A 13,083-nucleotide genomic window follows, 5' to 3' on the forward strand; every position below is an offset into this window, starting at 1 on the left:
CCGCCGTCTTGTCGACGCCCACCGGCTCGGGGGCCGCTTCCACCGTCGACTCGTCGACAGGGTCCGCAACAGCCTCGGGCTCCTCGACCACCGCTGAAGCCGTGACAGGCGCGGCAGGTTCCGCCTCCGGCGCGGGCGCCGCGGCAGGTACCGCTCGGGCCTCCGGCTCCGGGTCGATGTCGATCGTGATCGGCGCCGCAACGGCCGGTTCGACCGCGGCGGTGGTCTCCACAGCCGCGTCCTTCCTGTCGTCCGCGGTGTCCGCAGCAGGCTTCGCCTCCAGGTTCGACCCCTGGGCCGGGACCCTCGGCGTGGTCACCGAAGTGGCGGCCGCCTTGTCGAAGGCCGCCGCCACCAGGTCCGACGCCTGTCCGCTGTCGTGTTCGGCACCGGCGGACCGGTCCGAGGAGGAGGCCGGGGCCGGTACCGAGGCCGTCGCGGGCTCGGCCGCCGAAGTGGCGGTCTCCGGCTCCGGCTCCGTGGGCTGGGTGCGCTCGGCCTGGGGCGGGACGGTGGCCGTGGCCGACTCGTCCTGCTCCGTGCGGCCGAACACCTTGCGCAGCAAGCTCCGAATGCCCATGGGCGAGGCCTTTCGCATGAGTTGGGTGCGATAAATGTCCGTACTGCGGGAATTGATCCCTGGCCAGGGCGGATACGTAAGGTTAGCGGCCGGATCCGGCCGTTCGGTGGCGCGGCCCGCCCCTGTGTCAACCGAGCTCCAACCGAGTCGTCACCGAGTCCTGGCCGGGGCCGGCCGGACCGGAAGGGCTTCAGTGGTCCGGACTTCACCCTCTGTTCACCGGCAGTCCGACGTACGGCGCGGATACGCACCTACCGTCACGCGTGACACACAGACGGAGGGACGAAAACGTGCGCAAACTGCTGCCGCTCATCGGCTCGCACCCGGGCGGGCGCTCTGCGCTGACCTGCCGCTATCGCTGCGGTGACGCCTGCTTCCAGGAGATCCCGAACACGAGCGACAACGAGTACGCCGGTGACATCATCGCCGGAGCCCTGTCGCGCCGGTCGATGATGCGCGCCGCCGCAGTGGTGACGGTGGCCGCCGCCGCGGGGACCGCCGCTCTCTCCGGCCCGGCGGCGCCCGCTGCCGAAGCCGCGCCGCTCACGGGCCGCCCCGGTGGCAAGCCGAAGCCCACCCCTCCGGGTGCCCGGGGTCTGCGCTTCGCGGCCGTGGCGCCCAACAAGGACGACAAGGTCACGATCCCCGACGGTTACGGTCAGAACGTCGTCATCCGCTGGGGTGAACCGATCCTGCGTGGCGCTCCCGCCTTCGACCCGGACAAGCAGTCCGCGAAGGCGCAGGCGGGTCAGTTCGGTTACAACAACGACTTCCTCTCCCTGCTCCCGCTCCGTGGTGAGCGCGGCCGTCAGGTGCTGGTCGCCAACCATGAGTACACGGACGAGGTCCTGATGTTCCGTGATTACGATCCGGGCGACCCGACGCGTGAGCAGGTCGAGATCGCCTGGGCGGCGCACGGACTCTCCGTGGTCGTCGTCCAGGAGGAGAACCGCACCGGCAGGCTCGCACCGGTCAGCCGTCACCCGCTGAACCGTCGTCTCACCGCGACGAGTGAATTCCGGGTCACCGGACCGGCCGCCGGCAGCCCTCTTCTCCGTACCTCCGCCGACCGCACCGGACGCAAGGTGCTCGGCACCCTCAACAACTGTGCGGGCGGCACCACTCCGTGGGGCACCACGCTGCACGGCGAGGAGAACTTCAACCAGTACTTCGCCAACGGTTCCAGCGGCACAGACAAGCGGTACGGCATCGGCACGGGCGCGACGGAACGCAAGTGGGAGCGGTTCGACAAGCGCTTCGACCTGGCCCAGGAGCCCAACGAGGCGCACCGCTTCGGCTGGGTCGTCGAACTCGACCCGTACGACCCCGACTCCACTCCACGCAAGCGGACCGCGCTCGGCCGGTTCAAGCACGAGGCGGCACAGCCCCGCCTGACGTCCGACGGCCGTCCCGTGGTCTACATGGGTGATGACGAACGGTTCGACTACTTCTACAAGTTCGTCTCCAGCAAGCGGATGAAGAAGGGGAACTCGCGGGCGGCCCGGGAGCACAACCTCACACTGCTGGACGAGGGCACGCTGTACGTCGCCAAGCTGACCGGCGACTCCCCGGCCGCGGAGTTCGACGGCACGGGCAAGCTCCCCTCGGACGGCGAGTTCGACGGCAGCGGCGTCTGGATCCCGCTCGCCACGGGCACCACCTCGCACGTCCCGGGCATGACGGCCGAAGAGGTGTACGTCTTCACCCGTCTGGCCGGCGACAAGGTCGGCGCGACGAAGATGGACCGCCCCGAGGACGTGGAGCCCTCCCCGCGCACCGGCCGGGTCTACGTCGCCCTCACCAACAACACCGACCGCGGCAAGACGGGCAAGGCCGGTGCCGACGAGGCCAACCCGCGCAACGCCAACAAGCACGGTCAGATCCTGGAGCTGGCGGAGCACTGGGACGACCCGGCGGGTGACGGGTTCGCCTGGCGGCTCTTCCTCGTCGCGGGCGACCCGGAGGACCCGGCGACCTACTTCGCGGGGTTCCCCAAGGAGAAGGTCAGCCCCATCTCCTGCCCGGACAACGTGGCCTTCGACGACCACGGCAACCTGTGGATCTCCACGGACGGTGCCCAGCTCGGCTCGCACGACGGCCTGTTCGGCGTAGCGACGCAGGGTGAGCGGCGGGGGGAGCTCAAGCAGTTCCTGACCGTGCCGACCGGTGCGGAGACCTGCGGTCCGGTGATCCAGGACCGCCGCGTCCTCGTGGCCGTACAGCACCCGGGTGAGGTCGACGGCGCCTCCGTCGAGAATCCCGCGAGCGCCTGGCCGGACGGACCGGGCAGGATCGTCCGCCCGTCGGTCGTCGCCGTCTGGCGCAAGGACGGCAGGGACATCGGCGTCTGATCCCACGCCCCTCACGGCGCCTCGTCGGATTAGAGTCGTACGCATGGTTTCCGGTGAGGCGCCGCAGGCGGAGGGAAGCGTCCGGGTCGATGCCTGGATCTGGGCGGTCCGGCTGACGAAGACGCGGTCGCAGGCGGCTGCCGCCTGCCGTGCGGGCCACGTGCGGGTCAACGGCGAGCGCGCGAAGCCCGCCCAGGCCCTGCGTACGGGTGACGAGGTGCGGCTGCGGCACGCGGGCCGGGACCGGGTCGTCGTCGTCTCCAAGATCGTGAAGAAGCGGGTGGGCCCGCCGGTGGCGGCGGAGTGCTTCGTCGACAACAGCCCGCCCCCGCCGCCGCGCGAGGTGGCGCTCCAGGTCCCGGTCCGCGACCGGGGCGCGGGCCGCCCGACCAAGCGGGACCGCCGCGAGATGGAACGCCTCCAGGGCCTGCAAGGCCCCAAGGGCAGGGGCCAGGCTCCGGACTAGTCAGCTCTGGTGGCACTCCACCTCGGAGGCGGGGCGCACCTTCGCCTCCGACGGGTCCTCGCCGTGTTCGCGAGCGCGCGCCGCCGGCGCAGCAGATCCCAGCACCGGTCGAGCCGGACCTCCACCTGGCGCAGCCGTGCCCGCTCGCCGTCGGAGAGACCCGGTTCCGCGGTGGTGCGGGGGCGGCCGGGCGCGCTCCTCGGTGACCGGCCCGTCGATGTCGTCGGAGATGTCCTGGCCGGCCATGGCTTCCCCCGGCTCCGACGCCCTTCGGACACCACCGGTATGCGGACGTGTTCCCGCCTCGCGGCCTACCCGCGCCGGGCGGCCACGACCCGTCCCGCCACGCCGCCGGCCACCAGGACCACCCCCGTGAGCAGCACGGCCCACACCGTCGTCAGCAGGGAGCCGGTCAGCGCGTCGTAGACCGCGGCGGCCCCGCCCCGGTCGGCCCCGGGGACCTGGTCGAGGACCCGGTCGCGGCCGACGGCGACGGTGATCCGCAGCAGGACCGCGCCGAGCACCAGCCCGCCGCCGGCCACGGCCGCGGCCGTCAGGCCGGTCCGCGGGCCGCCGCGTACCGGTGCGAGGCCCAGCACCAGGATGAGCAGGACCACCGTCCCCACGGCCGGCCGGACGCCGCAGTACCGCAGCCACCGGAACGAGGACCGCAGGCCGTCGGCACGGTCGGCGGCCAGTACCGTGATCGAGGTCCTGCGGACCGGGATCCGGTCGGCGAGAGGCACCCCGCCGCGCACCAGTTCCTTCTTCACCTCCTCGATCACCGGCGCCAGATCGATGGTCACCGCCTGCTCGTCGTCCCCGCGGAGCGAGGCGGTCACCGCCCGGTGCGCCGTCCGGTTCGCGCTGTCCCAGACCCGCTGGAAGGCCTGGGTCGTGGTGAACGACAGGGCGGTCCCCCGCAGGAACTGCTCGAGGGCCTCCTGCAGCGGCCCGGCGTCGATGTTCTTCATCGCCTCGTCCGTGACCAGTGTGGCCACGGTGTCTTGCACACCGGCGTCGGAGGCCAGCGGGGAGACGGCGGCGAGATACCGGTCGGTGTCGTCGACTTCCAGATCGACCCATGCCGAGAGGGCGCTCACCGGGACCAGGACGGCGAGCAGCACGAGCAGTACCGCCGACAGGGCCGCTGAGAGATAGGTCCGCACAGGCACCAGCCAATCCCGTGCGACGGCGGGGCGCCCCGGGCCGTACGCCGTTCGAGTTGCCGGGCGGTCCGGCCGGGTGTGCGCCGGGGATACGGGGACGGGGTGACGGAAGGGGCTGGGCGCCATGGCCACACACGCCGCGATGCCGACGCGCCACCGCACGCGGGCCCGCGCCCCGGCCCGGCGGGTACACGGGCACACCGCGCTCGCCAGGGCGGTGCCGCTCGCACCGGGAGTGATCCCCGGCTCGTGGGCCTCCTTCGTCAGGCGGGACGGCGGGGCGGCCACGGGCGGGCAGATCCGGCTCGGTGCCGTCTCCGGGCCGGCCTTCGCCGTGCTCCGCCACGCGCTCGCGCGGATCCGCCGGGCCGCGCCGCGCGAACCGCGCGCCGCGGCGTCCGGCGTGCTGGCCGGGGCCCGGCCGGCTTCCTGCCCAGCCCGGACGGCAGGAGCGTGCTGATGCCGGGCTTCAACGGGCCGGCGGCCGGCGCGGGCACGCTCCGCATGATGTCCTGCCTCTCCCGCACGCGCGAGGAGTGGCCCCGGCCGTTCCCGCGGACCTGCGGGGGCGCGGCCGCCGGGGCGTGATCCGGCGACCGCGCCCGTCCGTTCCCCCGATCCGCCCACCGACCGGGGTCCACCGTGCCATCGTGGCCTGCGACTGCCCTCGAACCGCCGACAGGGAAGGGACCATGAGTACTGAACTGGCCATCGAGACCGAGGGGCTGGTGAAGGTCTTCGGTGACAACCGCGCGGTGGACGGCGTCGACCTCGCCGTACCCGCGGGTACCGTCTACGGGGTCCTGGGCCCCAACGGGGCCGGGAAGACCACTGTCGTGCGGATGCTGGCGACCCTGCTGCGGCCGGACGGCGGCCGGGCGCGGGTCTTCGGCCACGACGTCGTCAAGGACGCCGACACGGTCCGCGGCCGGGTCAGTCTCACCGGGCAGTACGCCTCGGTCGACGAGGACCTCACCGGCACGGAGAACCTGGTGCTGCTGGCCCGGCTCCTCGGCCACGCCAAGCCGGACGCCAGGGGACGGGCCGCGCAGCTGCTCGAGGCCTTCGGGCTGAGCGAGGCGGCGGGCAAGCAGGTGAAGAACTACTCCGGCGGTATGCGGCGACGGATCGACATCGCCGCCTCCATCCTGAACACGCCGGACCTGCTCTTCCTCGACGAGCCGACGACGGGGCTCGACCCGCGCAGCCGTAACCAGGTGTGGGACATCGTGCGGGCCGTGGTGGCCCAGGGCACGACGGTCATGCTGACCACCCAGTACCTCGACGAGGCCGATCACCTGGCCTCCCGCATCGCCGTGATCGACCACGGCAAGGTGATCGCCGAGGGCACGAAGGGCGAGCTCAAGGCGTCCGTCGGCGCGGGATCCGTCCATCTGCGTCTGCGGGACCCCGGGCAGCGCCCGGAGGCCGAGCGGGTGCTGGCGCTCGCGCTGAACGCCACGGTGCAGCTGGACAGCGATCCCGTGGCGCTGACCGCCACGGTCAGCGGGCACGGCACCGACGCGGGGGCGGCCGAGCAGGCCGCCCGCGCGCTGGCGGAACTGGCCCGGTGCGGTATCCACGTGGACAACTTCGCGCTGGGCCAGCCGAGTCTCGACGAGGTCTTCCTCGCGCTCACGGACAAGAAGGGGGTGGCGGCATGAGCACCGCGCCCACCGGAACCGAACGCGCCGACGCCGGGCTCACCGCACCGGACGCGGAGACGCTGGCGTCCCTGCTGGTCGGCCGGGAGCGGCCGCGCCGGCCCAGTGCGCTGTCCGCGTCGCTCACCTTCGGGTGGCGGGCCATGCTGAAGATCAAGCACGTGCCGGAGCAGCTCTTCGACGTGACGGTCTTCCCGATCATGATGGTGCTGATGTTCACGTACCTCTTCGGCGGGGCGCTGGCCGGTTCCACCGAGGGGTACATCCAGTTCCTGCTGCCGGGGATCCTCGTCATGAGCGTCGTGATGATCACGATGTACACGGGTGTCGCCGTCAACACCGACATCGCGAAGGGCGTGTTCGACCGCTTCCGTACGCTGCCCGTCTGGCGGCCGGCCCCGATGGTCGGCTATCTGCTCGGCGACGTCGTGCGCTACCTCCTGGCCTCGGCCGTGATGCTCGTGGTCGGCATCGTCATCGGCTACCGGCCGGCCGGCGGTGTGCTGGGAGTGCTGGCGGGCGTCGCCCTCCTGCTGGTGTTCTCGTTCGCCTTCTCGTGGATCTGGACGATGTTCGGCCTGATGCTGCGCACCGAGAAGTCGGTGATGGGCGTCAGCATGATGGTGATCTTCCCGCTGACGTTCCTGAGCAACGTCTTCGTCGACCCCAGGACGATGCCGGGCTGGCTGCAGGCGTTCGTCAACAACAGTCCGGTGACACATCTCGCCGCAGCGGTACGCGAGTTGATGGCAGGCGACTGGCCCGCGACGGACATCGCCTGGTCACTGGGCTGGTCCGCGCTGTTCGTCGTGGTCTTCGGCTCGGCGACCATGCGGCTCTACAACCGGAAGTGACGGCGGCCCCCCGGCCGGCTCCCGCGATGCCGAGGGGTCCGGCCGGGGGTGGTCCGGCGGGCCGCTCAGTCGCGTACGACGGTGACCGGGCAGGTGGCGTGCTGGGTGACATGGAGACTGACCGAGCCGAGCAGGGTCGCCTTGAAGCCGCTGTAACCGCGGGCGCCGACGACCAGCAGGTTCGCGCCCCTGGAGCGCTCCAGCAGGGTCTGGGCGGGATGGCCGATCACGACGACCTTCTCGACCGCCGCCGCTCCGTCGGCACCGAGGGCCTCCTCCAGCGCCTCGTCGAGCGCCACCGTCGCCACCGCCTGCGGGTCGAAGTCCTCCGGCATGCCCGGCATGAGGGACCCCCAGCCGGTCGCGGGATATTCCCAGCTGTTGACCGCCTCGACGGTGTCGCCGGTCAGTCCGGCCTGGCGTACGGCCCAGCGCAACGCCTTGATCGACGCGTCCGATCCGTCGACGCCCACGACGATCCTGCCCATGTCTGCCTCCATCGGTTCAGCGCGTATGTGGCATACAGGGGTCAACTGTAATCAATCCGGGCACGGGGGGCCGGTGAGGCCCCCCGTGCCGCGGTTCAGCTGATCCGCAGATCCGCGAGCTGCTGCGCGAACGGGACGACCGCGTCCTCGCCGTCGTCGAGGGTGAGGGCCCGGGAGGCGCCGGAGACGGTCCGCCCCGTGACCGCGGAGGCGAGCTCGCTCCCCGCGCGCCGGATCCGGGACGGCAGTCCCTCGGCGTACTCGTCCCCGTGCGAACCCCAGTCCTCCGACGCCGCGTAGACGGAGGTCGGCAGGACCACGGCCCGCAGGTAGGCGAAGAGCGGGCGCAGCGCGTGCTCCAGGACCAGCGAGTGCCTGGGCGTCCCACCGGTCGCCGCGACGACGACGGGCTTGCCGGTCAACGCGGTGTGGTCGACCAGGTCGAAGAAGGACTTGAACAGCCCGCTGTACGACGCGGTGAACACGGGCGTCACGACGATCAGCCCGTCCGCCCCGGTCACCGCGTCGAGTGCCTTCTCCAGGCCGGCCGACGGGAATCCGGTGACCAGGTGGTTGGCGATGTCGACGGCCAGATCACGCAGCTCGACGGCCTGGACCTCGACGCGGCGGTCCTGTCCGGCCGCCAGCCTCTCGCGGGCGGCCTCGGCGAGCCGGTCGGCCAGCAGCCGGGTGGACGAGGGAGTGCTGAGTCCGGCCGCGACGGCGACGATCTTCAGGGGGGCGGTGGCGGGCACGGGGCTCAGAGCTCCTTCGGGTCTGCGGCGGCTGCGGCGCGGGCGGCGGTGACCGCGGGGTGGACGGGGGCGTCCGGCACGCCGGCCGGGCGCAGGCGGGCGAATTCCTTACGCAGTACGGGTACGACCTCCTCGCCCAGGATGTCGAGCTGCTCCAGGACCGTCTTCAGCGGCAGTCCCGCGTGGTCCATCAGGAACAGCTGGCGCTGGTAGTCGCCGACGTCCTCGCGGAAGGACAGGGTCCGCTCGATGACCTCCTGCGGGGAGCCGACGGTCAGCGGGGTCTGCCGGGTGAAGTCCTCCAGGGAGGGCCCGTGGCCGTAGACCGGCGCGTTGTCGAAGTACGGGCGGAACTCCCGTACCGCGTCCTGCGAGTTCTTCCGCATGAACACCTGGCCGCCGAGGCCCACGATGGCCTGCTCGGCGGTGCCGTGCCCGTAGTGGGCGTACCGGCGCCGGTAGAGGTCGACCATCTTCCTGGTGTGCTCCATGGGCCAGAAGATGTTGTTGTGGAAGAACCCGTCGCCGTAGTAGGCGGCCTGTTCGGCGATCTCCGGGGAGCGGATGGAGCCGTGCCAGACGAAGGGCGGAACGCCGTCCAGCGGGCGCGGGGTCGCGGTGAAGGACTGCAGCGGAGTGCGGAACTTCCCCTCCCAGTCGACGACGTCCTCCCGCCACAGCTTGTGCAGCAGCGCGTAGTTCTCGATCGCGAGCGGGATCCCCTGACGGATGTCCTTGCCGAACCAGGGGTAGACCGGCCCGGTGTTGCCGCGGCCCGTCATCAGGTCGACGCGGCCGTCGGCCAGGTGCTGGAGGGTGGCGTAGTCCTCGGCGATCTTCACCGGGTCGTTGGTGGTGATCAGTGTGGTGGAGGTCGAGAGGATCAGGTTCTCGGTGCGGGCGGCGATGTAGCCGAGGGTGGTCGTCGGCGAGGACGGTACGAACGGCGGATTGTGGTGCTCGCCGGTCGCGAAGACGTCCAGGCCCACTTCCTCGGCCTTGAGAGCGATCGCGAGGGTCGCCTTGATCCGCTCGTTCTCGCTCGGTGCCGTACCGGTCGTGGGGTCGGTGGTGACATCCCCGACGGTGAAGATCCCGAACTGCATGGCGCCCGCCTCCAAAGCGTTGAGCAACTTGGTTGAACATTGAACTATATGAACACACCCTACAACGGAGCACCCCCTCTCCCTATTCCGCCTGCTCCCGGCGCCCGGTCGCCCCGGCGTGCGCACCCTGGACGCGGCGCCGCAGCGGCCGCCGGGCGGGGAGCGGCCGACGAACGGGAGCGAGCGCTGGGAGGAGCGCGGCGTCCTGCGGCGCGTCCTCGTCCACGTCTTCACGGTCCACCCGTCCACCGGCTTCGTCATGCCGCTGTTCCACGTCGGCGGCGACAGGTGGCCGGCGCGCGGGGGCGGGAAACGCTCCGTGCCGGAGGAGCGGTGCGCGCTAGACTCCGCCCATGACCTCCGTACCGTGCCGGAACTGGTGGCGCTCCTCCTAGGAGCGGCCACCTTCTCTGCGCGGAACCAGGGCCGTTCGATCTTCGGGCGGCCCTCATCTGTGCCCCGGTCCCCTGCGACGGGCCGCCCTCCACGCCTACACCACCAGCGAGGAGAGCCCCCGTGACCATCACCACCGACCCGGCCGTCGGCCCTGCCGTGCGCCGCAGCGCCGAACTGGAACAGCAGCTCGCCCTGGACCCCGGCCGCTTCCGGGTCCTCACCGGGGACCGGCCCACCGGGGCCCTGCACCTCGGGCACTACTTCGGCACCCTCCACAACCGGGTGCGTCTCCAGGACCTCGGTGTGGACGTCTTCGTGCTCATCGCCGACTACCAGGTCCTCACCGACCGGGACGTCGCCGAGCGGCTCACCGAGCACGTGGAGGGCCTGGTCCTGGACCATCTCGCCATCGGGATCGACCCCGAGCGGTCGACGGTCTTCAACCACAGTGCCGTCCCCGCCCTGAACCAGCTGCTGCTGCCGTTCCTCTCCCTCGTCTCCGTCGCCGAACTCGGCCGCAACCCCACCGTGAAGGACGAGATCGCGCACTCCAGGCAGTCCGCCGTCAGCGGCCTCATGTACACCTATCCGGTGCACCAGGCCGCCGACATCCTGTTCTGCAAGGGCGATCTCGTACCCGTCGGCCAGGACCAGCTGCCGCACCTGGAGATCACCCGCACCGTCGCCCGCCGCTTCAACGAGCGCTACGGAGCGGTCTTCCCCGAGCCCGACGCGCTGCTCTCCACCGCGCCCCTGCTGCTCGGCACCGACGCCACCAAGATGAGCAAGAGCCGGGGCAACTCCATCGCTCTGGGCGCCGACGCCGACGAGACCGCGCGGCTGATCAGGGGCGCCACCACCGACGCCGACCGGCACATCACCTACGACCCCGAGCTGCGGCCCGGGGTGTCGAGCCTGGTGCTGCTGGCCGCGCTCTGCCTCGGCCGCGACCCGCACGAGGTCGCCGAGGAGATCGGGAGCGGCGGTGCGGCCGCCCTCAAGCGGACCGTGACGGAGGCCGTCAACACGCGCATGGCCCCGATCCGCGCCCGGCGCGCGGAGTACGCCCAGGACATGGGATACGTACGGGACGTGCTGCGCGCCGGGAACGAGCGCGCGAACGCCGTGGCCGAGGCGACCCTGGGGGAGGTGCGGGAAGCGATGGGGATGTTCCGCTGACCGCGCCCTCAGGCCGCTCCCCGGCCCCGCCCCGGCCGCGTTCGCCGCGGCTCAGGGGCGGAGCGCCGAGCGCTGCCTGCGCAGCAGCTCGGCCAGACCGCGCCGGGTCGCGGCGATCACCACCCGGTCCTCCGCCCGCAGCACATAACCCGGGTGGAGGTCCCAGACCAGGCCGGAGGGCCGGCCCGAGGTCCCGGGGCCCGTGGGGTCGAGGGGGTCGTACGGCGGCACGGCCGTCAGATCCGGGAGGCGGTCGGCCGGCGGGGTGGCGTCCAGGGCCAGGACCCGCCAGGCGCCCGCCCGGAACGCCTGGTCGACGGTCCGGCCCTCCAGCTGGGGGTGACCCGCCACCTCCAGGGCGGCGAACAGCATCACCTTGCGTTCCACCGGCACCGCCCCCAGGATCTGCCGGCCCATCATGGCGACCGCGAAGGCCGGCGCGGCCAGATGGGACACCGAGCGGGAGCGGGTCAGGGCCTGCGGGTGAGCCGTGCGCAGGGTGCGGTAGACGGCCGTGGCGAACTCGTCGTCGTACAGGCGCAAGGCCACCCGCAGGTCCGGCTTCACCGAGCGCGCGTACAGCGCGGCTTCGAGGTTCGTCGTGTCGACGCTGGTCAGGGCCAGCAACGCACGGGCCCGGCGGATCTTGGCCGCTTCCAGGACACCCTCTTGGGTCACATCACCCAGGACCGTCGGGACGTGCAGGCTGCGGGCCAGCGGAATGCCGCGCGCCTCCGGGTCCTCCTCGACGACCACCACGGGGATGTCCAGCTCACGCAGCCGCACCAGGACCCTCGTACCGATCTTGCCGAGCCCCAGCAGGACCACGTGGCCGGACAGACCGCGCGGGGGACGGCGCAACGAGGACGCGGTGCGCAGCGAGCCGAACGCCTCCAGGACGGCGGCGACCAGCAGGGGCAGCAGCAGGAGTCCGGCCATGCCGGAGAGCAGCTGGATCACCTGGCGGGACGCCGAGTCGTCCGTCTCGACCGCCGGGTCACCCATCGCCAGCAGGTCGAGCATGGTCAGGTAGGCGGCGTGCAGCGGGCTGTCTCCCGTGGTGATCACCGAGGCGACGGCCAGGGCGATGACGGCCGCCGCGACGCCCAGCGCCGACCAGCGCAGCCGTCGCGAGAAGACCTGGCCGAGCGGCGCGCCCCTGCCTCCCATACGGGTGGGTCCCCGGTCGGGCCCCGCATGGCTGATGGCTTCCAGGACGACGGTGCCCCGGCCCGTGGCGGCGTTCACCGTCGCCAGGTCGGGCAGGAGCTGGGGCCCCTCCGCGCCACTGCTGTCGGAGCCCTCGGCACCGGCCGGGTCCTGGCTGGTGGAGGAGAGCAGGGCCAGGGTGCACAGCCCGGGGTCGGCGAGCTCGCCCGGCCGGGGCGGGGTGCGTTCGACGGCGCGCAGGAGCAGGCCTTCGGCCTGGATGACCTTGCTGCTGCCGGTCAGCGCGGTGGCGGCCAGGGCGGGGGCCGCGGTGTCGGCGTCGGACAGGACGGTGGTGGAGGCGTCCATGGCGGCCGGGTCGAGGCCCGGCACGGAGACGGCCGCCGCCTGGTCGAGCAGCGTCTCCAGGTGCTGACCGAGCTTGCGGTTGTAGAGCCGGATGACGAGACGCAGGCGCGGATTGAGCCGGCGGGCCGTCAGGGCGGCGCGGATGTTGCGCTCGTCGTCGTCGTAGACGAGGGCGAGCGCGGCGGCCCGGTCGACGCCCGCCTCCTCCAGCACGTCGTCGGAGGGCTCGTGGGCCTCCATGATGCGGACGGCCTCGACCCCGGCGTTCGTATCGCCGTCACCGCCCCCTGCGCCCGCACCGTTGCGGCTCATCGCCGCGGACATGCGCCCGAAAAGGGCCACCGCACGCGCCCGCTGGGTCAGCGGGAGCTCCGGCCTGCTGGTGTCGCGGCCCGGCGGGACCAGGAGCGTGACCCGTTCCCCGTACACGTAACGCAGCTCCACGGCGAGCCGGCGGGCGAGGGTGTCGTCGCCGCAGACCACCATGTGGCCGTTGTTCACGGGTCGTTGGGGCTGGTGAGGAAGTGTGGACACGGAACCCAGCATGCCTTGCCTCC

At 72.2% G+C, this 13,083-nt stretch carries 12 protein-coding genes and 2 pseudogenes; 7 read left to right on the top strand and 7 right to left on the bottom strand.

The window, feature by feature from the left end; genetic code table 11:
- Window positions 1-580, bottom strand: a pseudogene (locus ACF1FZ_RS30615) (hypothetical protein); the annotation flags it as partial.
- Window positions 581-870: 290 nt separating this feature from the next.
- Between ACF1FZ_RS30615 and ACF1FZ_RS30620 the strand changes: the two are divergent.
- Both ACF1FZ_RS30620 and ACF1FZ_RS30625 read left to right on the top strand, forming a co-directional pair.
- Entirely contained in the window at window positions 871-2,931 is a 2,061-nt protein-coding gene (locus ACF1FZ_RS30620; protein ID WP_391776639.1) for a PhoX family protein, read from the top strand.
- 43 nt (window positions 2,932-2,974) lie between these two features.
- A complete protein-coding gene (locus ACF1FZ_RS30625; protein WP_391776640.1) occupies window positions 2,975-3,397 on the top strand; it encodes an RNA-binding S4 domain-containing protein in 423 nt (140 codons plus the stop codon).
- Here the strand turns inward: ACF1FZ_RS30625 and ACF1FZ_RS30630 are convergent.
- Both ACF1FZ_RS30630 and ACF1FZ_RS30635 read right to left on the bottom strand, forming a co-directional pair.
- Window positions 3,398-3,643 (bottom strand): annotated as a pseudogene (locus ACF1FZ_RS30630) (DUF2630 family protein). It lies immediately after the preceding gene.
- Window positions 3,644-3,708: 65 nt separating this feature from the next.
- On the bottom strand, window positions 3,709-4,566 hold the full coding sequence (locus ACF1FZ_RS30635) for a hypothetical protein (protein ID WP_391776641.1): 858 nt from the start codon (window positions 4,564-4,566) through the stop codon (window positions 3,709-3,711).
- A gap of 124 nt (window positions 4,567-4,690) precedes the next feature.
- Between ACF1FZ_RS30635 and ACF1FZ_RS30640 the strand changes: the two genes are divergently transcribed.
- The 3 genes from ACF1FZ_RS30640 to ACF1FZ_RS30650 all read left to right on the top strand — a co-directional run bounded on the left by ACF1FZ_RS30640 (window position 4,691) and on the right by ACF1FZ_RS30650 (window position 7,084).
- Window positions 4,691-5,026, top strand: a complete 336-nt coding sequence (locus ACF1FZ_RS30640; RefSeq protein ID WP_391776642.1) for a hypothetical protein — start codon at window positions 4,691-4,693, stop codon at window positions 5,024-5,026.
- A 232-nt stretch (window positions 5,027-5,258) separates the two neighbouring features.
- Entirely contained in the window at window positions 5,259-6,230 is a 972-nt protein-coding gene (locus ACF1FZ_RS30645; RefSeq protein ID WP_391776643.1) for an ATP-binding cassette domain-containing protein, read from the top strand.
- Window positions 6,227-7,084, top strand: a complete 858-nt coding sequence (locus ACF1FZ_RS30650) for an ABC transporter permease (RefSeq protein WP_391776644.1) — start codon at window positions 6,227-6,229, stop codon at window positions 7,082-7,084. Before ACF1FZ_RS30645 ends, ACF1FZ_RS30650 begins: the two co-directional genes overlap by 4 nt.
- A 65-nt stretch (window positions 7,085-7,149) precedes the next feature.
- Here the strand turns inward: ACF1FZ_RS30650 and ACF1FZ_RS30655 are convergent, their stop codons facing one another.
- The 3 genes from ACF1FZ_RS30655 to ACF1FZ_RS30665 form a co-directional block, all read right to left on the bottom strand.
- Window positions 7,150-7,572, bottom strand: coding sequence for a universal stress protein (locus ACF1FZ_RS30655; RefSeq protein ID WP_391776645.1), 423 nt, complete (start codon window positions 7,570-7,572; stop codon window positions 7,150-7,152).
- Window positions 7,573-7,667: 95 nt separating this feature from the next.
- Window positions 7,668-8,327, bottom strand: a complete 660-nt coding sequence (locus tag ACF1FZ_RS30660) for a CE1759 family FMN reductase (RefSeq protein WP_391776646.1) — start codon at window positions 8,325-8,327, stop codon at window positions 7,668-7,670.
- Window positions 8,328-8,332: 5 nt separating this feature from the next.
- On the bottom strand, window positions 8,333-9,433 hold the full coding sequence (locus ACF1FZ_RS30665; protein ID WP_391776647.1) for an LLM class flavin-dependent oxidoreductase: 1,101 nt from the start codon (window positions 9,431-9,433) through the stop codon (window positions 8,333-8,335).
- A 118-nt stretch (window positions 9,434-9,551) separates the two neighbouring features.
- On the opposite strand from ACF1FZ_RS30665, the gene ACF1FZ_RS30670 reads away from it, so the two are divergent.
- The gene (locus ACF1FZ_RS30670; RefSeq protein WP_391776648.1) at window positions 9,552-9,953 is read left to right on the top strand and encodes a DUF6126 family protein; all 402 of its coding nucleotides are present in this window, start codon (window positions 9,552-9,554) and stop codon (window positions 9,951-9,953) included.
- Window positions 9,950-11,008, top strand: a complete 1,059-nt coding sequence (gene trpS, locus ACF1FZ_RS30675; RefSeq protein WP_391776649.1) for a tryptophan--tRNA ligase — start codon at window positions 9,950-9,952, stop codon at window positions 11,006-11,008. The genes ACF1FZ_RS30670 and trpS overlap by 4 nt, the downstream gene beginning before the upstream one ends.
- Before the next feature lie 51 nt (window positions 11,009-11,059).
- On the opposite strand, the gene ACF1FZ_RS30680 is transcribed toward trpS, so the two are convergent.
- Entirely contained in the window at window positions 11,060-13,072 is a 2,013-nt protein-coding gene (locus ACF1FZ_RS30680; protein WP_391776650.1) for an NAD-binding protein, read from the bottom strand.
- Between the last annotated feature and the right edge of the window lie 11 nt (window positions 13,073-13,083).

It is taken from the genome of Streptomyces sp. NPDC014623 (assembly GCF_043088245.1).
In the GTDB taxonomy this organism is placed as follows: domain Bacteria; phylum Actinomycetota; class Actinomycetes; order Streptomycetales; family Streptomycetaceae; genus Streptomyces.